At 73.2% G+C, this 18,132-nt stretch carries 17 protein-coding genes; 9 read left to right on the forward strand and 8 right to left on the reverse strand.

Annotation, left to right across the window (positions count from 1 at the left end):
* Window positions 1-174 precede the first annotated feature (174 nt).
* Window positions 175-2,490: an immune inhibitor A domain-containing protein gene (locus ACIGO8_RS17955; RefSeq protein WP_399730972.1), complete on the forward strand. Its 2,316-nt coding sequence runs from the start codon at window positions 175-177 to the stop codon at window positions 2,488-2,490.
* A gap of 62 nt (window positions 2,491-2,552) precedes the next feature.
* Here the strand turns inward: ACIGO8_RS17955 and otsB are convergent, their stop codons facing one another.
* Genes otsB through ACIGO8_RS17970 form a run of 3 tightly spaced genes read right to left on the reverse strand, consistent with a single transcriptional unit; the run spans window position 2,553 to window position 4,970 of the window.
* A complete protein-coding gene (gene otsB, locus ACIGO8_RS17960) occupies window positions 2,553-3,398 on the reverse strand; it encodes a trehalose-phosphatase (protein WP_399730975.1) in 846 nt (281 codons plus the stop codon).
* Window positions 3,399-3,445: 47 nt separating this feature from the next.
* Window positions 3,446-3,685 (reverse strand): DUF3263 domain-containing protein, encoded by a 240-nt coding sequence (locus ACIGO8_RS17965; RefSeq protein ID WP_399730978.1) that lies wholly within the window; start codon window positions 3,683-3,685, stop codon window positions 3,446-3,448.
* Between the two features lie 10 nt (window positions 3,686-3,695).
* Window positions 3,696-4,970: an ABC transporter substrate-binding protein gene (locus ACIGO8_RS17970; protein WP_399730981.1), complete on the reverse strand. Its 1,275-nt coding sequence runs from the start codon at window positions 4,968-4,970 to the stop codon at window positions 3,696-3,698.
* A 240-nt stretch (window positions 4,971-5,210) separates the two neighbouring features.
* Between ACIGO8_RS17970 and ACIGO8_RS17975 the strand changes: the two genes are divergently transcribed.
* From ACIGO8_RS17975 to ACIGO8_RS17985, 3 genes are all read left to right on the forward strand, one after another.
* A complete protein-coding gene (locus ACIGO8_RS17975) occupies window positions 5,211-6,227 on the forward strand; it encodes an ROK family protein (protein WP_399730983.1) in 1,017 nt (338 codons plus the stop codon).
* Entirely contained in the window at window positions 6,227-7,372 is a 1,146-nt protein-coding gene (gene nagA, locus ACIGO8_RS17980) for an N-acetylglucosamine-6-phosphate deacetylase (RefSeq protein WP_399730986.1), read from the forward strand. The genes ACIGO8_RS17975 and nagA overlap by 1 nt, the downstream gene beginning before the upstream one ends.
* Before the next feature lie 120 nt (window positions 7,373-7,492).
* On the forward strand, window positions 7,493-8,437 hold the full coding sequence (locus tag ACIGO8_RS17985; protein WP_399731313.1) for a 1-phosphofructokinase family hexose kinase: 945 nt from the start codon (window positions 7,493-7,495) through the stop codon (window positions 8,435-8,437).
* Window positions 8,438-8,488: 51 nt separating this feature from the next.
* On the opposite strand, the gene ACIGO8_RS17990 is transcribed toward ACIGO8_RS17985, so the two are convergent.
* Both ACIGO8_RS17990 and cdgB read right to left on the reverse strand, forming a co-directional pair.
* Entirely contained in the window at window positions 8,489-9,448 is a 960-nt protein-coding gene (locus tag ACIGO8_RS17990) for a CBM35 domain-containing protein (protein WP_399730988.1), read from the reverse strand.
* Window positions 9,449-9,568: 120 nt separating this feature from the next.
* On the reverse strand, window positions 9,569-11,251 hold the full coding sequence (gene cdgB / locus ACIGO8_RS17995) for a diguanylate cyclase CdgB (protein ID WP_399730989.1): 1,683 nt from the start codon (window positions 11,249-11,251) through the stop codon (window positions 9,569-9,571).
* Window positions 11,252-11,527: 276 nt separating this feature from the next.
* On the opposite strand from cdgB, the gene ACIGO8_RS18000 reads away from it, so the two are divergent.
* On the forward strand, window positions 11,528-12,094 hold the full coding sequence (locus ACIGO8_RS18000; RefSeq protein WP_399730992.1) for a flavin reductase family protein: 567 nt from the start codon (window positions 11,528-11,530) through the stop codon (window positions 12,092-12,094).
* Window positions 12,095-12,201: 107 nt separating this feature from the next.
* Here ACIGO8_RS18000 and arfB read toward each other — a convergent pair whose 3' ends face one another.
* Window positions 12,202-12,639 carry an alternative ribosome rescue aminoacyl-tRNA hydrolase ArfB gene (arfB, locus tag ACIGO8_RS18005; RefSeq protein WP_399730995.1) on the reverse strand — a complete coding sequence of 146 codons (438 nt, stop codon included), beginning with the start codon at window positions 12,637-12,639 and terminating at the stop codon, window positions 12,202-12,204.
* 105 nt (window positions 12,640-12,744) lie between these two features.
* Between arfB and ACIGO8_RS18010 the strand changes: the two genes are divergently transcribed.
* Together ACIGO8_RS18010 and ACIGO8_RS18015 are read left to right on the forward strand one after the other, a co-directional pair.
* A complete protein-coding gene (locus tag ACIGO8_RS18010; protein WP_399730998.1) occupies window positions 12,745-13,320 on the forward strand; it encodes a TerD family protein in 576 nt (191 codons plus the stop codon).
* 63 nt (window positions 13,321-13,383) lie between these two features.
* Window positions 13,384-13,923: a GNAT family N-acetyltransferase gene (locus tag ACIGO8_RS18015; protein ID WP_399731001.1), complete on the forward strand. Its 540-nt coding sequence runs from the start codon at window positions 13,384-13,386 to the stop codon at window positions 13,921-13,923.
* A 21-nt stretch (window positions 13,924-13,944) separates the two neighbouring features.
* On the opposite strand, the gene ACIGO8_RS18020 is transcribed toward ACIGO8_RS18015, so the two are convergent.
* Both ACIGO8_RS18020 and ACIGO8_RS18025 read right to left on the reverse strand, forming a co-directional pair.
* A complete protein-coding gene (locus ACIGO8_RS18020) occupies window positions 13,945-15,366 on the reverse strand; it encodes a M1 family metallopeptidase (RefSeq protein ID WP_399731003.1) in 1,422 nt (473 codons plus the stop codon).
* 156 nt (window positions 15,367-15,522) lie between these two features.
* Entirely contained in the window at window positions 15,523-16,074 is a 552-nt protein-coding gene (locus ACIGO8_RS18025; protein ID WP_399731006.1) for a heme-binding protein, read from the reverse strand.
* Between the two features lie 260 nt (window positions 16,075-16,334).
* Here ACIGO8_RS18025 and ACIGO8_RS18030 point away from each other — a divergent pair, with 260 nt between their 5' ends.
* Together ACIGO8_RS18030 and ACIGO8_RS18035 are read left to right on the forward strand one after the other, a co-directional pair.
* Window positions 16,335-17,504: a sensor histidine kinase gene (locus ACIGO8_RS18030; RefSeq protein ID WP_399731009.1), complete on the forward strand. Its 1,170-nt coding sequence runs from the start codon at window positions 16,335-16,337 to the stop codon at window positions 17,502-17,504.
* Window positions 17,501-18,121 (forward strand): response regulator, encoded by a 621-nt coding sequence (locus ACIGO8_RS18035; protein WP_399731012.1) that lies wholly within the window; start codon window positions 17,501-17,503, stop codon window positions 18,119-18,121. Before ACIGO8_RS18030 ends, ACIGO8_RS18035 begins: the two co-directional genes overlap by 4 nt.
* Window positions 18,122-18,132: the final 11 nt, after the last annotated feature.

Raw genomic sequence — 18,132 nt, forward strand, 5'->3', positions numbered from 1 at the left:
CGGACGGCGACGTACGCCGTCCGGTAAACGGATTCATCGGTCCCGACCTCTCCTCGTGGGTGGTTCTTTCGTGCCAGACTCGGCGCCGATCGTTCCCCCAGGCGATCCGTACGTCTCATACGGAACCACGCGCACCATGCGGCAGACGCAGGGAAGCGAAGGGATCGCGCAGCCTTGAAGAAGACGATTGTCGTGGGCATGACCATCGGGTCGGCGCTCACCGCACTCCTCGCCGCGGGACTCACCCCCGCCGCGGCGCAGGAGGCCCCGGACACGTATGCCGGCACCACCGGCAGCACCACCGCACACCGACCGGACGACCGGCCCGGACCGCTCGGCAGGCAGCGGGCCGAGCTGCGCAGGCAGGCGATCGACCTGGTCGCCAAGGGCAAGGCCAAGGCGAACGCCCGCGGCGTCGTCCAGGTCGCGCCCGGGAAGTTCGCGGAGACCGCGACCACCACCGCCGTGCGCCAGGAGAAGATCCTCACCATCCTCTCCGAGTTCGGCGACCAGAGCTCCGGCAAGCTCGGCACCGTCCCCGGCCCGCTCCACAACCAGATACCGCAGCCCGACCGGACCACGGACAACTCCAACGCCTGGACCGCCGACTTCTCCAAGCAGCACTACGAGGAGCTCTTCAACGGCTCCGGCGAGTCCATGAAGACCTACTACGAGAAGCTGTCGGGCGGCCGCTACTCGGTGACCAACACCGTCGAGGACTGGGTCAAGGTCCCCGGCAACGCCTCCACCTACGGCGACAACTCCGTCGAGGACAACGGCGGTTCCTGGGCCTTCATCCAGGACACCGGCGACGCCTGGTGGAACGCCCAGCTCGCGGCCGGCCGGACGCCGGCCCAGATCGACGCGTACCTCGCCCAGTTCGACGTCTGGGACCGCAACGACTGGGACCACGACGGCGACTTCGACGAGCCCGACGGCTACATCGACCACTTCCAGGCCGTCCACGCCGGCATGGGCGAGGACGCGGGCGGCGGCGCGCAGGGCGAGGACGCCATCTGGTCGCACCGCTGGTACGTCAACGGCGACGACTTCGGCCTCACCGGCCCCGACGTCTCCGGCGTCCAGAACAAGGCCGGCGGCGCCCGCATCGGCCAGTCGAAGTACTGGCTCGGCGACTACACCACCGAGGGCGAGAACGGCGGGCTCGGCGTCTTCTGCCACGAGTTCGGCCACGACCTCGGCCTGCCGGACTACTACGACACCGACGGCGGCGAGAACTCCACCGCCTTCTGGACCCTGATGAGCTCCGGCTCCTGGCTCGGCCACGGCGCCGCCGCCAACGAGGGCATCGGCACCCACCCGGGCCTCATGGGCGCGGAGGAGAAGCTCTTCCTCGGCTGGCTGGACGTCGCCGACGCCCCGCTCGGCGCCACCGGCTCGTACACCCTGAGCCCGGCCGCGCTCCAGGTCGCCGGCAAGCGGCAGGCCGTCCGGATCCCGCTGCCCGACAAGACGAGCAGCACCACCTACGCCACGCCCACCTCGGGCACGCACGCCTGGTGGACCGGCTCGGCGGACGGCCTCAACCAGTCCCTCACCCGCTCCGTGCCCGCCGCCTCGCGGATCACGGTCAAGGCGAGCGCCTGGTACGAGATCGAGGCCGACTTCGACTACCTCTTCGCCGAGTACTCCCTCGACGGCGGCGCCACCTGGGCCCGGGCCGGCGCGGCGGTCTCCGGCTCCTCCGGCGGCAAGTGGACGACGCTGCGCTACGCGTACGACTCCGCCGGCAAGCCGTCCCTCTTCCGCTTCCGCCACCAGTCCGACGGCGGCGTCCACTTCGCCGGCGCCTTCCTCGACGACCTCACCATCGGCTCCGGCGGCACCTCGCTGCTGACCGACGACGTCGAGCAGGGCGCGAACGGCTGGACCGCCGAGGGCCGCTGGAAGGTCTCCACCGGCACCGAGACCGCCACCTCGCCGCACTACTACCTGGTGGAGAACCGCGAGTACGTCGGCAGCGACGCGCTGCTCGCCGAGGGGCCGTACCAGTTCAGCAAGCCCCTCACCGCCCCGGACTGGGTGGAGTTCTTCCGCTTCCAGAACGGCATGCTGGTCTGGTACGTGGACCGCGCCTACGACGACAACAACGTCAGCGCCCACCCGGGCCACGGCTCCTCGATGGTCGTCGACGCCCGCCCGGCACCGTTCCGCTACGACGACGGCACCGCACCCAGCAACCGCCGCCAGCCCTTCGACGCCACCTTCGGCCTGGAGCCCACCGACGCCACCTGCCTGCACACGGAGGTCCTGACCGGCAAGGGCAAGCAGCAGACCGTCGCGACGAAGGCCGCCTGCGCGCCCTCCGTCCCCGGCATCCCGGTCTTCGACGACACCGACCCGAACGCCTACTACGACCCGACGGCCCCGCAGGCCAGCGTGAAGGTCGCGGGCCACGGCGTGAAGGTCACCGTCACCGGCGACACCGGCGACGACCTGACGATCACGGTCGCCAACCCGGCCTCCTGATCCCGCCGGTACGAGCAGGGGCCCCGGTCCGCGTCGGCGCGGGCCGGGGCCCCCGCGCCGTCTCAGGCCTCCAGCTCGCGGGCGAGCGCGGCCAGCAGGTCCACCACCGCCGCCGGGCCCGGGACCGTGAGGTCGGCGCGGGCGGCGAGGTCGGGGACCGCGGCGGACTCGGCGGCGGAGCAGACGAGGAGGCCGGGCGTGCCGTCGGAGCGGAGTTTCTCCACGGCCGCGTAGGCCGGGATGTCGCCCAGGTCGTCGCCCGCGTACAGCACGGAGCCGGCGCCGGTCTCGTGGAGGTAGCGGGCGAGGGCGACGCCCTTGTCCATGCCCGGCGGGCGCAGCTCCAGGACCAGGCGGCCCGGTTCGAGGACGAGGCCGTGGTGGGCGGCCAGGTCGGCGAGCGGGTCCTTGAGGGCCTGGAAGGCGCCCTCGGGGTCGGTGGCGCGGCGGGTGTGGACGGCGACCGCGCGGCCCTTCTCCTCGATCCAGATGCCGGGCCAGGCGCCGATCCGGTCGAGGAAGCCGGGCAGCTCGGCGCGGACCGAGGCGACGCCCGGGTGCGGGGCGGCGGCCTGGACGGTGCCGGTCGCGGCGTCCCAGCGCTCGGCGCCGTAGTGGCCGAGGACCACGAGGTGGTCGAGGCCGGGGACGCCGGCGAAGCCGCCGTAGCGCACGGCCACTCCGGCGGGGCGGCCGGTGACGACCGCGACGGAGGACACGTGCGGGGCGAGGGCGGCCAGGGCGGGCACGGCGCCCGGATGGGCCCGGGCCCGTTCGGGGTCGGGGACGATGTCCGCGAGGGTCCCGTCGAAGTCGAGGGCGACGACGGCCTTCTCGGGCCGCGCGAGGAGCGCGGCGAGACCGTCGCGGCCGGCGGCTGTGGTCGGGTGCGGCAGGCTGCTGACCATGTGCACGACCCTACCCAGCCCGGCGGCTTCCGTCAGCGGCGCGGGTCTCAGCGGCGAGATTCCTTCTCGGCCCGCACGCGCCGCAGCCGGTTGACGGTGACCGGGTCGTGGGCGAGGGCCCGCGGGTCGTCGAGGAGGGCGTTGAGCAGCTGGTAGTAGCGGGTGGCGGAGAGGCCGAGCTGTTCGCGCACGGCGCGCTCCTTGGCGCCGGGGCCCGGCCAGGAGCGGCGCTCCATGGCGAGGACGGCCCGCTCGCGCTCCCCCAGATCGCCGGATTCGGTGGTCATATAGACCAACCTATTCCGCGCTCTCCGCCACCGTCGCCTGCCGGCCGATCCGGCCGAGCACCTCCGACGCCTTGGCGCCCGGGACGACCGCCTTGCCGATGTCCTTCTTGACCGTGCCGCTGACCTGCGCCCAGGAGGTCTTGCCGACGGGCGGCAGCTGGGAGTCGGGCAGCGCCTCCAGGAACTCGCGCAGGTTCGCGTGCTGCGGGTCGGACTGCATGGCGGCGGAGGCGGTGATGGTGGCGGGCAGCAGGTCGTTGTCGCCCGCGAAGCGCAGCACGTTCTCGTCGCTGAAGACGAAGTCGAGGAAGGCGCCGATCTCCTTGCGGTGGCCGTTCTGCTTGAAGCCCATGATCCAGTCGGCGACGCCCATGGTGGCCTTCGCCTTGCCGTCGACGCCGGGCAGGGCGATCTTGCCGACCTTGACGCCCTTCTTCTCGGCCTCCTGCATCAGGGACGGGTGGCCGTTGAGCATGCCGACCTCGCCGCGCGCGAAGGCCGCGAAGGCCTCCTTGCGGTCGAGCTCGCCGGGCGCGACGGGCCCGGTGAGGCCCTCGGCGACGAGGTTCTGGCGCAGCCAGTCGAAGGTGCGGATGTTGGCGTCGGAGTCGAACTTGTAGTGGCCGGTGCCGTCGGTGTAGCCGCCGCCTCCGCTGAGCAGCCACATCATGGTCTCGGCCTGGGCCTCCTCGGGGCCGAGCGGCAGCGCGAAGGGATAGGTGACGCCCTTCTTCTTCAGCTTCCCGGCGGCCGAGGCCAGCTCGGCCCAGGTGGTCGGCGGCGCGTCGAGGCCGGCCTTCTCGAACAGCTCCTCATTGAAGAAGAGCAGCCGGGTGGAGGCGACGAAGGGCAGGCCGTACTGGGTGTGCTTGTACTCGCCGGCGTCGACGAGCGGGGCGAGGAAGTTGGCCTGTACGGGTATGGAGAGCAGCTCGTCGGCGGCGTAGAGCTGGTCGGCGGCCGCGTAGTCGGCGTAGGCGCCGATCTGGGCGATGTCGGGCGCCTGGCCGGCCTTGACGAGCTCGGCGACCTTGCGGTCGACGTCGTTCCAGGACTCGACCTGGACCTGGACCTTCACGCCCGGGTTCTTGGCCTCGAAGGAGGCGACGAGGCCGTCCCAGTACTTCTTGGTGGTGTCGCCGCCGGTGAGGTCGTAGTCGGCGGCGACCAGCTTGAGCGTGACGTCGCCGTCGTCGCCGCCGAGCGTGCCGCAGCCGGAGAGGCCGGCGGTCAGGCCGAGCGTCGTGGCCGCCGCGGCCAGCCCAAGAAATCGTCGCCGCTGCACAGCCGTAAACCGCCCTTTGCTCGTCGTCGAGGCTTTGTCGGCCGCAAGTTTCCCCCGATCGGCCGCCGGAGGTCTACACCACTCGCATATCGCTTCTGCAACGCCTCGCGTCGCGGGGGCGCTGACCGACCGGCGGCGCAACCCTCCGCACCACCCCGCGCCCGCCGCCATTTGTATCCGACCTCAACAATCCCGCCCAGTGGACTAGACCTGTCGGGTCTTACACGCGAGACTGTCCCCGTGAGACACGTCATCGCCCTCGATGTGGGCGGCACCGGCATGAAGGCCGCCCTCGTCGGGACGGACGGCACCCTGCTCCACGAGGCCCGCCGCGCCACCGGCCGGGACCGCGGACCCGAGGCCGTCGTCGAGACGATCCTCGGCTTCGCCGACGAGCTGCGCGCCCTCGGCCGGGAACGGTACGGCGAGCCCGCCGCGGCCGCCGGCGTCGCCGTCCCCGGCATCGTCGACCCCGCGAACGGCATCGCCGTCTACGCCGCCAACCTCGGCTGGCGTGACGTCCCGATGCGCGCCCTGCTCAGCGAACGCCTCGGCGGCATCCCCGTCGCCCTCGGCCACGACGTCCGCACCGGCGGCCTCGCCGAGGGCCGGATCGGTGCCGGCAACGGCGCCGACCGCTTCCTCTTCGTGCCGCTCGGCACCGGCATCGCCGGCGCCATCGGCATCGGCTCCGAGATCGAGGCCGGCGCCCACGGCTACGCCGGCGAGATCGGCCACATCGTCGTCCGGCCCGGCGGCATCGCCTGCAGCTGCGGCCAGCGCGGCTGCCTGGAGCGGTACGCCTCCGCCTCCGCCGTCTCCCTCGCCTGGGCCGAGGCCTCCGGCGATCCGAAGGCCGACGCCGCCGACTGCGCGAAGGCCGTGGAGTCCGGCGACGCCGGGGCCGCACGCGTCTGGCAGGAGGCCGTCGACGCCCTCGCCGACGGCCTGGTCACCGCGCTCACCCTGCTGGACCCCCGCACGCTCATCATCGGTGGCGGTCTCGCCGAGGCCGGGGAAACCTTGTTCACACCCCTTCGGGCCGCCGTGGAGGAGCGCGTCACCTTCCAGAAGCTGCCCGCCATCGTCCCGGCGGCCCTCGGGGACACCGCCGGATGCCTGGGCGCGGGCCTCCTCGCCTGGGACCTGCTCGCCGCCTCGCCCGACCGACCCGCCGACCGACCGGCCGACGGCCCCGCCGACCGCCCCGCCCACCGATCCGCCGACCGCCCCGCCGACCCGGAGGTATCCGCCTGATGGCCGTTTCCACAGTTCTCGCCGGGGCCCGCGTGGTGCTGCCGACCGGGATCGTCGAGAACGGGCGGGTGATCGTCGAGAACGGCCGCATCGCGGGCAGCGCCCCCGCCGACACACCCGCCCTCGACCTGAGCGGCCACTGGCTCGTGCCCGGCTTCGTCGACATGCACAACCACGGCGGCGGCGGCGCCTCCTTCACCTCCGGCACCGTCGACGACGTCCTCACCGGCGTCCGCACCCACCGGCTGCACGGCACCACCACCACCGTCGCCTCCTTCGTCACCGGCGAGATGGACTTCCTCACCCGGCGCGCCGGCCTGCTCTCCGAGCTGGCCGAGCAGGGCGACATCGCCGGCATCCACTTCGAGGGCCCCTTCATCTCGCCGTGCCGCAAGGGCGCCCACGACGAGACGCTCCTGCGCGACCCGGAGCCGGCCGAGGTGCGCAAGCTGATCGACGCGGCCCGCGGCCAGGCCCGCATGGTCACCCTCGCCACCGAGCTGCCCGGCGGTCTCGACTCCGTACGGCTGCTCGCCGAGCACGGCGTGATCGCCGCGATCGGGCACACGGACGCCACGTACGAGCAGACGCGGGCCGCCATCGACGCGGGCGCCAGCGTCGCCACCCACCTCTACAACGCGATGCCCGCCCTCGCACACCGCGCGCCCGGCCCGATCGCCGCGCTCCTGGAGGACGAGCGGATCACCGTCGAGCTCATCAACGACGGCACCCACCTCCACCCGGCCGCCCTGGAACTGGCCTTCCACCACGCCGGCCCGGGACGGGTCGCCTTCATCACCGACGCCATGGACGCGGCCGGCTTCGGCGACGGCCGCTACATGCTCGGCCCGCTGGAGGTCGAGGTGAAGGACAGCGTGGCCCGGCTCGTCGAGGGCGGCTCGATCGCCGGCTCGACGCTGACGCTCGACCGGGCGTTCAAGCGGGCCGTGACGGTCGACCGGCTGCCGGTCGAGTCCGTCGTGCAGGCCGTCTCCGCCAACCCGGCCCGCCTCCTCGGCGTGTACGACCGGGTGGGCTCCCTGGAGCCCGGCAAGGACGCCGATCTCGTCGTCCTCGACGCCGACTTCGAGCTCAAGGGCGTGATGCGGCGCGGCGCGTGGGTGGTTGAGCCCCAAGTGGGCTGATTTCGCACCCCGTTACCTGACGGCGGTCGGCCCGGGGTCTGGGCTGACCGCCGTCTCTTTGGCATGATCAGGGCGCCGAAAGCGGACGGCGAGAGACTCGAGACGACGGGGGTGGGTCAGCTGATCCTCACGGTCACCCTCAACACGGCCCTTGACCTGACCTATCGCGTCCCGGCCCTCGTCCCGCACGCGTCCCACCGCGTCGCCCAGGTCATCGAACGCCCCGGCGGCAAGGGTCTCAACGTCGCCCGCGTGCTCGCCGCCCTCGGCCACGAGACCGTCGCCACCGGATTCGCCGGCGGAGCCACCGGCGAGACGGTGCGCGAGCTGCTCGCCACCACCACGGCGGGCGGTCCGCACCCGGTCCGCGACGCACTCGTCCCGATCTCCGGCGCCACCCGCCGCACCGTCGCCGTCGTCGACACGGAAAGCGGCGACACCACCCAGCTCAACGAGCCAGGACCGGCCATCACACCCGCCGAATGGGCCGCGTTCACCGCCCGCTTCACCGAACTCCTCGACGGGGCCCGGGCGGTGGCCCTGTGCGGCAGCCTGCCGCCGGGCATCCACGTCGGCGCGTACGCGGAACTCGTCCGGCGCGCCCGCGCGGCCGGCGTCCCGGTCCTCCTCGACACCAGCGGCGAACCGCTGCGCCGCGGCATCGCCGCGCGCCCCGACATCGTCAAGCCCAACCTGGAGGAGCTGGCACAGCTCACCGGCTCCCGCGAGCCGTACCGCGCCACCCGCGACGCCCGCCGCCGCGGCGCGCACGCGGTCGTCACCTCGCTCGGCCCGGAGGGCCTGCTCGCCGCCACTCCGGAGGGCCTGTGGCACGCGTCGCCGCCCGCGCCCGTGCGCGGCAACCCGACCGGCGCGGGCGACTCGGCCGTCGCCGCCCTCCTCGCCGGCCTGACCGAGGACACCGACTGGCCCACCCGCCTGACCCACGCCGTGGCACTGTCGGCCGCGACGGTCCTCTCGCCGGTGGCGGGCGAGTTCGACGCGCCGGCCTACGCCTCCCTGCTCCCCCGCGTCACGGTCCACGAACCGGCCTCGGCGGCGTGACGGGCGCGGCCTGCACGCCTCACGTGACCGACGCGACCGGCCTGAGCCCGGTCAGCCGCCCTCGGGCCTGATCTCCAGCCAGTCGAAGATCGCGTCACACTGGTTGCCCTGCTCGCAGGACAGCTTGATCGTGTTCCGGCCCTGCTGGAGGTCGACCGGCGCCCACGTGGTCTGCCAGTTCTTCTCCAGCGTCGGGTCCGACGAGTGGATGAAGTTCTTCAGGCCTATCGGGTTGCTGTTCGCCTTGTCGTTGACGGTCAGCGTGGCGAAGGCGTCCTTCGCCGGGATCGCGTAGCGCACGTACAGCCGGTACCTGCCGGCCGACTCCACGTCCGCCTGCCAGGTCACCGAGGACCCGACCGCGTTGAAGCCGGTGACGTACGCGCCGTCCGCGCCCTCCGCACCGGTGATGTCCTTCGCGAGCGCCGCCGAGCCGCCCAGCTTCAGCGTCGCCGCGTCCTGCTTCGGGAGTTCCGCCGACGGCTGGGAGGACGGTGTCGCGTCGGAGGACGGGGACTGCGAGGCCTGGGTGGGCGCGGTCGTCGGGTTGTTGCCGCCCGCCTTGTCGTTCTCGTCACCGCTGTTGGTGATCACCGCGGCCGTGATGCCGAGCACGACGACCGCGACGACCGCGACGGCGCCGATCAGCAGGCCCTTGGTGTTCGGGCCGCGGCCCGAACCGCCGCGTCCGGCCGGCGCCACGGGCACCTGCCGGGTCTGCGCCCCGCCGGGATACGTCTCGGGCGCCGCGTACTGCGGGTGCGGCTGGCCGTAGCCCTGCTGCTGCCCGTACGCCGGCTGCTGCGGGACGTGACCGCCGTACTGCCGCTCGCCGACCGTGCGGACCTGGTTGTACGAGGTGCGCGGGACGCCCGGCTGCGCCGCCGGACCCGGGTAGCCGTAGCCGCCGCCCTGGGGCGGCTGGGCCCCTGCCGCCTGCCCGTCCGCGTACAGGTAGCCGAACGGATCGTCGTCCTCCGGCGTCTTCGCGCCGTCGTTACCGGCAGCCATCCGGGTCACTCCTTTTCCACGCTCGCCAGCCGTCGCCGACCGGCCGAGCCTACCCCGAACGGCCCTGCCGCCGGTCCGGCCCGGTGTGTACGACCGGTGAACGAACCGGCGCCCGAGGCCCTATCCGGCCCGCCGGTGCACCTTCGAACGGGACCGCTTCTCGATGTACATCCGCTGGTCCGCGCTGTTCAGGACCTCTTCGACGGTCATGCCGCACTCGGCCCAGCCGATGCCGAAACTCGCCCCGACCCGCACCGCGCGCCCGTCGACCCGGATCGGCGGAATGATCGCGTTGCGCAGCCGGACCGCGAGATCGGCCGCGTCGGCCGCGCCCAGGCCGTCGGCGAGGACCACGAACTCGTCGCCGCCGAGCCGGGCGACCGTGTCCCCGTCCCGTACGCCCGTGGTCAGCCGGCGGGCCACCTCGATCAGTACGGCGTCGCCGGTGTGGTGCCCGAAGCGGTCGTTGATCGACTTGAAGCCGTCGAGGTCGCAGAAGAGGACGGCGAGGCCCTTCGTGCCGTCGTCCACGTCGCCGCCGGTGGGAGCGACGGTGTGCACATGGTGGTCGTACGCGCCGGCCGCGGCCGGCGAGAAGCCGAAGCCGTGCTCGTGTTCGTGCTCGTAGTCGTAGTCGTACGCCGACTCCGGGCCGGCGGCCGAGGCGCCGGGCCCGGTCGCGGCGAAGGGCCGCTCGCAGAGCCGGGCGGAGAGCCGGGAGCGCAGCTCGGCGCTGTTCGGCAGGCCGGTGAGGGCGTCGTGGGAGGCGCGGTGGGCGAGCTGGAGCTCGTGCCGCTTGCGCTCCTCGATGTCCTCGACGTGGGTGAGGAGGAAGCGGGGCCCGTCGGCGGTGTCGGCGACGACCGAGTTGCGCAGCGACACCCACACATAGGTGCCGTCGCGGCGGCCGAGGCGCAGCTCGGCGCGGCCGCCCTCGGCGGAGGTGCGCAGCAGGGTGCCTATGTCCTCGGGGTGGACGAGGTCGGCGAAGGAGTAGCGGCGCATCACGGAGGCGGGGCGGCCGAGCAGCCGGCACAGCGCGTCGTTGGTGCGCAGCAGCCGGCCGTGCTGGTCGCCGCCCATCTCGGCGATGGCCATGCCGGACGGCGCGTACTCGAAGGCCTGCCGGAAGGACTCCTCGCTGGCGCGCAGGGCCTGCTGCTCCCGCTCCAGGCGCACCAGGGCGCGCTGCATGTTGGAGCGGAGGCGGGCGTTGCTGATCGCGATGCCGGCCTGCGAGGCGTACATCTGAAGCGCCTCGCGGCCCCAGGGCCCGGGGTGGCGGCCGTTGCGCGGGCGGTCGACGGAGATCACGCCGAGCAGTTCGCGGCCGGATCCCGGCGGGCCGCCCGGGTGGGCGGAGCGGGCTCCGGGCGCGTACATCGGCGCGTAGAGCCGGTCGTGCGGGTGCCACTCGTCCTCGAAGCGGGGAGCCGGGCCCTCGGTGTGCCACTGCGGGACGTCGTCCTCGATCAGCACCCAGCCCTCGGTGTGCGGGATGAAGCGCAGGTCGCCCCAGGCCTCGCCCATGGCGAGCCGCCGGTCCCAGGAGGCGCGGGAGCCGACGCGGCCGGTGATCAGGGCCTCGGCGGCGGGGCTGCCGGCGAAGGCGGCGACGACGAGGTCGCCGTCGGGGCGCACGAGATTGACGCAGGCCAGTTCATAGTTGAGCCCCGCGACGATGCCGTCGGCGACGGCCTGCAGGGTGTCCGCAAGGCTTCGGGCGGTGTTGAGGTCCGCCACGACCTGATGCAGCTGCCGCAGGGTCGCAAGACGGACGTACGGCTCCGACTCGGTCTCCATCGCTCGCTCTCCCCGAGACCTCGACAGCTGACTCCGGTTCTGATCGGCTACGTGGTGCACTGTCCCAGCCACTGAATCACAGCGAGCTGTGCACCCGGTACACAGGGTCAACAATTACCGCCCTCTGTGACTCAAGTCACAAGCAAGTCGGTCAGGACGGCGCCCACGGGTCGCGCGCGCCGGCTGGCGCAGGCGGAGACCTAGGACCCATGAGGGAAGCGGGGCTGGTCCCGGGGCCCGATGCGGCCGCGCCGCCGTGCGGACTAGCGTGCGAGTGTGCTGCAGAAGACCCCCACGAACGGGACCACCGCCCTCGACCTGGCCATCCCTCATGCTGAGGGGGTGAGCAACGAAGAGTTCAAGGCCGCGATGGCCCGCCTGGCGGCGGGCGTGGTCCTGGTGACCGCCCACGACCCGGACGACGGTCCGCACGGCGAGGACGTCGGCATGACGGCCACCGCCTTCCTCTCCGTCTCCCTCGACCCGCCGCTCGTGCTGGTCAGCCTGCGCAACGGCTCCCGCATGGACGACCTCCTCGCGGACGTCCCGGTCTGGGGAGTGTCGATCCTGTCCCAGAGCCAGCGGCACGTCGCCGGACGCTTCGCCATGAAGGGCCGCGTCAGCGACCGTCTCCTCTTCGCCGACCTGCCCTGCACCCGCGGCCCGCACAGCGACGCCCCTCTCCTGACCGACGCCCTCGCCACCCTCGAATGCCGCACCGAGAACCGCGTCCTCGCCGGCGACCACACCCTGGTCATCGGCCGCGTCCTCGCCACCACGCTGTCGTCGGCCGAGGGCGGACCGCTGACGTACTTCCGCGGCAAGTACCGCACCCTGGGCTGAGTCCACCCGGGCTGAGTCCATCTGGGCTGAGTCCACCCGGGCTGAGTCCACCCGGGCTGAGTCCACCTGGGCTGAGCGGCCGGCCGAGGGCCGCCGCCGACGGCCCGTCAGGACCAGTCGCGGGCCTGGCGGCCGCGCTTGGTCTCCGCCCGCTGCTTCTTCTCCCGCAGCCGGCGCTCGTTGATGCCGCGCGGGATCTTCGTCGGACGGCGCGGCTTCGGAGGCGGGGCCGTCGCCTCGGCGAGCAGCGCCGCCAGCCGCACGGCCGCCGTCTCGCGGTTGCGCCACTGCGAGCGGTGCTCCGAGGCGCGGACCGTGACCACGCCGTTCACCAGCCGGCCGGCGAGCCGCTCCAGGGCGCGGGCCTTCCACACCTCCGGCAGCGACTCGGTCGCCGCCAGGTCGAAGCGCAGCTCCACCTGCGAGTCACTGGTGTTGACGTGCTGCCCGCCCGGCCCGGACGACCGCGAGAAACGCCACATGAGCTCGGCCTCGGGCAGGGAGACGGAGCCGCGGATCGGATAGGGACCGGACATGCCGTCCATGTTCCCCGCAGCGGCCTTCGCGAGTCATCCTGTTTTCGCCCGGGAACCGCCGGGCCACCGTTCGCGTTCTTCAGGAGCACGGACATCACGAGGAAAGGGACTTCCATGGCTGTAAGCCTCTCCAAGGGCGGCAACGTCTCGCTGACCAAGGAGGCGCCGGGCCTCACCGCCGTCACCGTGGGCCTCGGCTGGGACGTCCGTACGACGACGGGCACCGACTTCGACCTCGACGCGTCCGCCATCGGCGTCGACGCCGCCGGCAAGGTCGTCTCCGACGGTCACTTCGTCTTCTTCAACAACAAGTCCACCCCGGACCAGACCATCGTCCACACCGGTGACAACCGCACCGGCGAGGGCGGCGGCGACGACGAGCAGATCAACGTGAACCTCGCCGGGCTCCCGGCCGGCGTCGACAAGATCGTCTTCCCGGTCTCCATCTACGACGCGGTCAACCGCGCGCAGAACTTCGGCCAGGTCCGCAACGCCTACATCCGCATCGTCAACCAGGCCGGCGGCGCCGAGATCGCCCGCTACGACCTCTCCGAGGACGCCGCCGTCGAGACCGCCATGGTCTTCGGCGAGCTGTACCGCAACGGCGCCGAGTGGAAGTTCCGCGCCGTCGGCCAGGGCTACGCCTCCGGCCTCGAAGGCATCGCCCGCGACTTCGGCGTCAACATCTGACCCGTCCCCCGCGACTGACGAACAGCCGCCAAGGGTAGGGCCCGGGGCCCTACCCTTGCCCGGATGATCGTCGAACCGCTCGTCGTCCACGACCCGCACGCCCTGCCCGGCCCGCTGCTCACCGAACTCACCGGGCTGTACGCCTCGAACCTCGAGTTCCAGCAGCTCAGCGGCGACTTCCCGGATCCCGGCGACATCCGCCCCGAACAGGTCGCCGCCGCCCTCGCCGACGAGCTCGCGCAGCCCACCGCCGAGGTGCTGCTCGCCCGCTCCGCCGGCCGCCTCGTGGCCGTCGCCGTCACCCTCGCCCGGCATCCCGACCCGGCCGAACCCGACCCGTGGCTCGGCCTGTTGATGGTCCACGCCGAGGAGCACCGGTCCGGCCACGGCCGCCGCCTCGCCGCGTACGTCGAGGACAGCTTCCGCTCCGAGGGCCGCACCGGCCTGCGCCTGGCCGTCCTGGAGAACAACCCGCGCGCGCTCGCCTTCTGGACCTCCCTCGGCTACGAGGAGACCGCGCGCCGACCCGACCTGGCCCACGGCCGGCCCTGCGTGGTGCTGCGCAAGCCGCTCCAGCCGCTCCAGCCGCGCAAGCCGCTCTAGCCGCGCGCGAGCCGCCTGGAGCTATCCCGTGGGCGCCTTGTCGGGCTTCTCCTCGCCGTACAGCCACACGTCCCACACCTCGCTCAGGTCCCGGCCGTCCGCCACCGACTCCACGTACGCCGTGAAGTCCTTGGTGGTGGCGGTGGCGTGCCGGTACCTGGCCGGCCAGCCCTCCAGGATCTCGAAGAAGGTGTCGTCGCCGACCTCCTGGCGGATCCGGTGCAGCACCATCGCGCCCCGCTGGTACACGGGCGCGGCGAACAGGTCCTCGGAGCTGCGCGGCGCGGCCGGCGGGAAGGCCCAGGCGTCGTCGTCCGCGAAGGCCTTCTCGAAGCTCTTCTGCGCCGGCGTGTGCGCGAAGTCCTCCGCGTAGAGCCACTCGGCGTACGTCGCGAAGCCCTCGTTCAGCCAGATGTCCTTCCAGGTCGCGGGCGAGACGGAGTCGCCGTACCACTGGTGGGCCAGCTCGTGGACGAGGGTCGGGGTGTCGAAGGAGGAGGCGGGGAAGACGGGCCGGGTCTGCGTCTCCAGGGCGTAGCCGACGTCGTCGTCGCGCTCGACGACCGCGCCGGAGGCGGCGAAGGGATAGGTCCCGAAGTTCTCCTGCTCCCAGTCCAGGATCTCGGGGATCCTGGCGCGCAGGGCGGCGGACTTGGCGGCCACGGCCGGGTCGGCGGCGGTGAGGACGGGCACCTTGCCGCCGAGGGCGGTCGCGGTGGTCGTGTCGTACCGCCCGATCGCGAGCATCGCGAGATAGCTGGCCATCGGCTCGGCCGAGTGCCAGACGGAGGTGGTGCGGCCGTCGGGCCCCTTCTTCTCGGAGCCGAGGACGCCGTTGGAGACCGCCCTGACCCCGGCCGGGACGGTGACGGTGATGTCGTACGAGGCCTTGTCGGACGGGTGGTGGTTGCCCGGGAACCAGGCCATGGACCCGGTCGGTTCGCCGAGCGCGAGGGCCCCGTCGGCCGTCTTCAGCCAGCCCTCCTTGGAGCCGTCCGAGTCGGTGATGGTCTGCGGCAGGCCGTCGTACGTGACGACGGCGCGGAACTCGGCGCCCTCGTCGATGTCGTCGCGCGGGCGCAGCGTCAGCTCGTTCCCGGCCCGGTTGACCGCGGCGGGCGCGCCGTCGACGGTGGCGCCGCGGACGGTGAGGCCGGCCAGGTCGAGGTTGAAGGCGCTGAGGTCCTGGGTGGCCTTGGCGGTGATCTCGGCCCGGCCGTCGAGGCGGCCGCTGGCGGGGTCGTAGGCGAGGGTGAGCGCGTAGTGGCTCACGTCGTAGCCGCCGTTGCCGAGCTTGGGGAAGTATGGGTCGCGCAGCCCGGCCGCGCCGGGTGTGCCGTGCACGCCGGCCCCGGACCCGGAGCCGCTGCAGCCGGCCGCGAGCAGGCAGAGGACGGCGGTCGCGGCGCCGGCTCCGGCGCGCAGGCGGCTGTGTCTGTTCACATGCCGATCCTACGAAGAACCGGGACGAAAGATCAGCGGCGCCGGGCGGAGGGATCCGGGCGCCGCCGATCTGACGGTGACCTCACGGTGAGCTGACGGTCGGTCGTCGAGGGTCGGTCGTCGAGGGTCAGACGTCGGACGGTGAGTCGTCGACGGTCAGTCGTTCAGGGAGGCCACGCCCGCCTGGGCGAACTTCTCGTCCAGGTCGCCGGAGGGCGCGCCGGCCACGCCGATGCCGGCGATCGGGGCGCCGTTCGCGGTCACCGGGGCGCCGCCGGCCAGGAAGAGGGTGCCGGGGATGTCCTTGAGGTTCGGCGCCTGGGCGAGCCGGCCGGCGAGGACCGAGGTCGGGGCGTTCCAGGAGACGGCGGTGAACGCCTTCCGCACGGCCGACTCGTAGGACTGCGGGCCGGCGCCGTCGCCGCGCAGGGTGACGAGGGTGTTGCCGTTGCGGTCGACGACGGCGACGGAGACGCGCTGGTTCTCCTTCTCGGCGGCCTTCAGGGTGGCCTCGGCGGCCTTGGTGGCGGCCGCGATCGTCAGGTGCGTGTCCTGGCGCAGCTTGTCGCCGTCGGCGTCGGCCTTCTTGGCGACGGCGGCGGCCGGGGCGGCCTGCGGGGCGGAGGAGGCGTTCGCGGAGACGGCGCCGAAGGTGCCGGCGGCGAGGACGACGGCGGCGGTGGTGCCGAGGAGGAACTTCTTCTTCATGGCGGTCTGCTCCTGAGGTGGGTCGCGTCCGGGCGGGCTTCGTCCGGGCGGTCCGGCGGGGGTTTCGTTCGCTCTGCCATCGATCCTCCCGGCGGCACCGGGGCCGTACGGTCCCCGTTCCGGCTGCCGTCCTCGCGCATAGTGGACGACAGGAGGGTCAGCCGTTCGGTTGATGCCGCCCTGGTCCACCCGGGCCAGGATGGACACGAACACCCAGGTCAGAAGCGGTACGAAGCAGCGCGATACGAAGCAGGTGGACGATGGAGCACGACCCGGACGCCCGCTGGCTGGCGCGGGTCATGCACGTCGCCTTCTTCCTCCTCCTCGGCGCGTCCCTCGCCCGCTTCCTGCTCCGCCATCCCTGGGAGGACCGCAGCCCCTGGATCGTCGCCCTGTCCGGCGCGCTCGCCTCCCTCTACGTCCTCGGCCCCGTCCTCGGCACCCGCGCCACTCCGCGCCGGATCGCCTGGCTCGGCACGGTCGTCGCCGTCTGGATGGTCCTGGTGGTGCTGGCGCCCAGCTTCGCCTGGTGCGCGGTGCCGCTCTTCTACACCGGCCTGCGCACCCTGCCGCCGCGCGCCGCGCTCGGCCTCGTCGCGCTGCTCACCGTCTTCGTCGTCACCGCCCAGGTGCAGCTGTCGCACGGCGGCTTCGACCCGAACCTGGTGATCGCGCCGCCGGCCGTCGCCGCCATCGCGACCGCCGTGTTCGTGCACGCCCAGCGGCTGGCCGCCCGGCAGCGGGCGCTCATCGACGACCTGATCCGCACCCGCCGCGAGCTGGCCGCGACCGAGCGCCGCGAGGGCACCCTCGCCGAGCGGCAGCGGCTGTCGATGGAGATCCACGACACGCTCGCGCAGGGTCTGTCCAGCCAGCAGATGCTGCTGCAGGCCGCCGGCCGGACCTGGGACAGCGACCCGTCGACCGCCCGCCGCCACGTCCGTACGGCCGAGTCGATCGCCGAACGCAACCTCGCCGAGGCCCGCCGCTTCGTGCACGACCTGGCGCCCGCCGACCTCGCCGAGGGCGGCGGCCTCGAGGAGGCGCTGCGCGGGCTCGCGACCCGCGAGTCCGCGGCCTTCCGGGTCGACGGCACGGCGGTGCCGCTGCCGGACCGGGTGCAGTCGGCGCTGCTGCGGATCGCGCAGGGCGCGTTCGCCAACATCCGCGAGCACGCCGGGGCCACGTCGGCCGCGGTCACCCTGACCTATCTGGACGACCAGGTCGTCCTGGACGTCGCCGACGACGGCCACGGCTTCGACCCGTCCGCCGCCCGTCCCGCCGAAGGCGTACGCGGCCACGGCCTGCCCGCGATGCGGGTGCGGGCGCGGCAGCTCGGCGGCACGCTGACCGTCGAGTCCACCCCGGGCGAGGGCACCGTGCTCTCGGCCGCGATTCCCCTGTCGCAGCGCGCGGAGGCAGCCGAATGACCGTACGGATCCTGCTCTGTGACGACCACGCCGTCGTCCGCGCCGGGCTGCTGGCCCTGCTCGGCAGCGCACCCGACATCGAGGTGGTCGGCGAGGCCGGCAGCGGCGAGGAGGCGGTCGCGATGGCGACCCACCTGCGGCCGGACGTCGTCCTCATGGACCTGCAGCTCGGCGCGGGCATCGACGGCGTCGAGGCCACCCGCCGGATCGCCCCGACCGGCGTCCACGTCCTCGTCCTCACCACGTACGACACGGACGCGGACATCACCCGGGCGATCGAGGCGGGCGCCACCGGCTATCTGCTGAAGGCCGAGCGGCCCGAGGAGCTCTTCGCCGCGATCCACTCCGCCGCCCAGGGCCGCACCACCCTGTCGGCCCCGGTCGCCAGCCGGGTCATGGACCGCATGCGCGGCGCGGCGGCGCCGACGCTGACCGACCGCGAGCGCGACATCCTCGCCCAGCTCGCCCACGGCCTGTCCAACCGCGAGATCGCCCGCGCCCTGTTCATCAGCGAGGCCACCGTCAAGACCCACCTGGGCCGCATCTACGCCAAGCTCGGCGTCGACACGCGCGCGGGCGCGGTGGCGGTGGCGAAGGAACAGCGCCTGCTGCCGTAACACCGCGCCGG

Origin of the sequence: Streptomyces sp. NPDC053493 (genome assembly GCF_044544825.1) — a bacterium.
Lineage (GTDB): Bacteria > Actinomycetota > Actinomycetes > Streptomycetales > Streptomycetaceae > Streptomyces.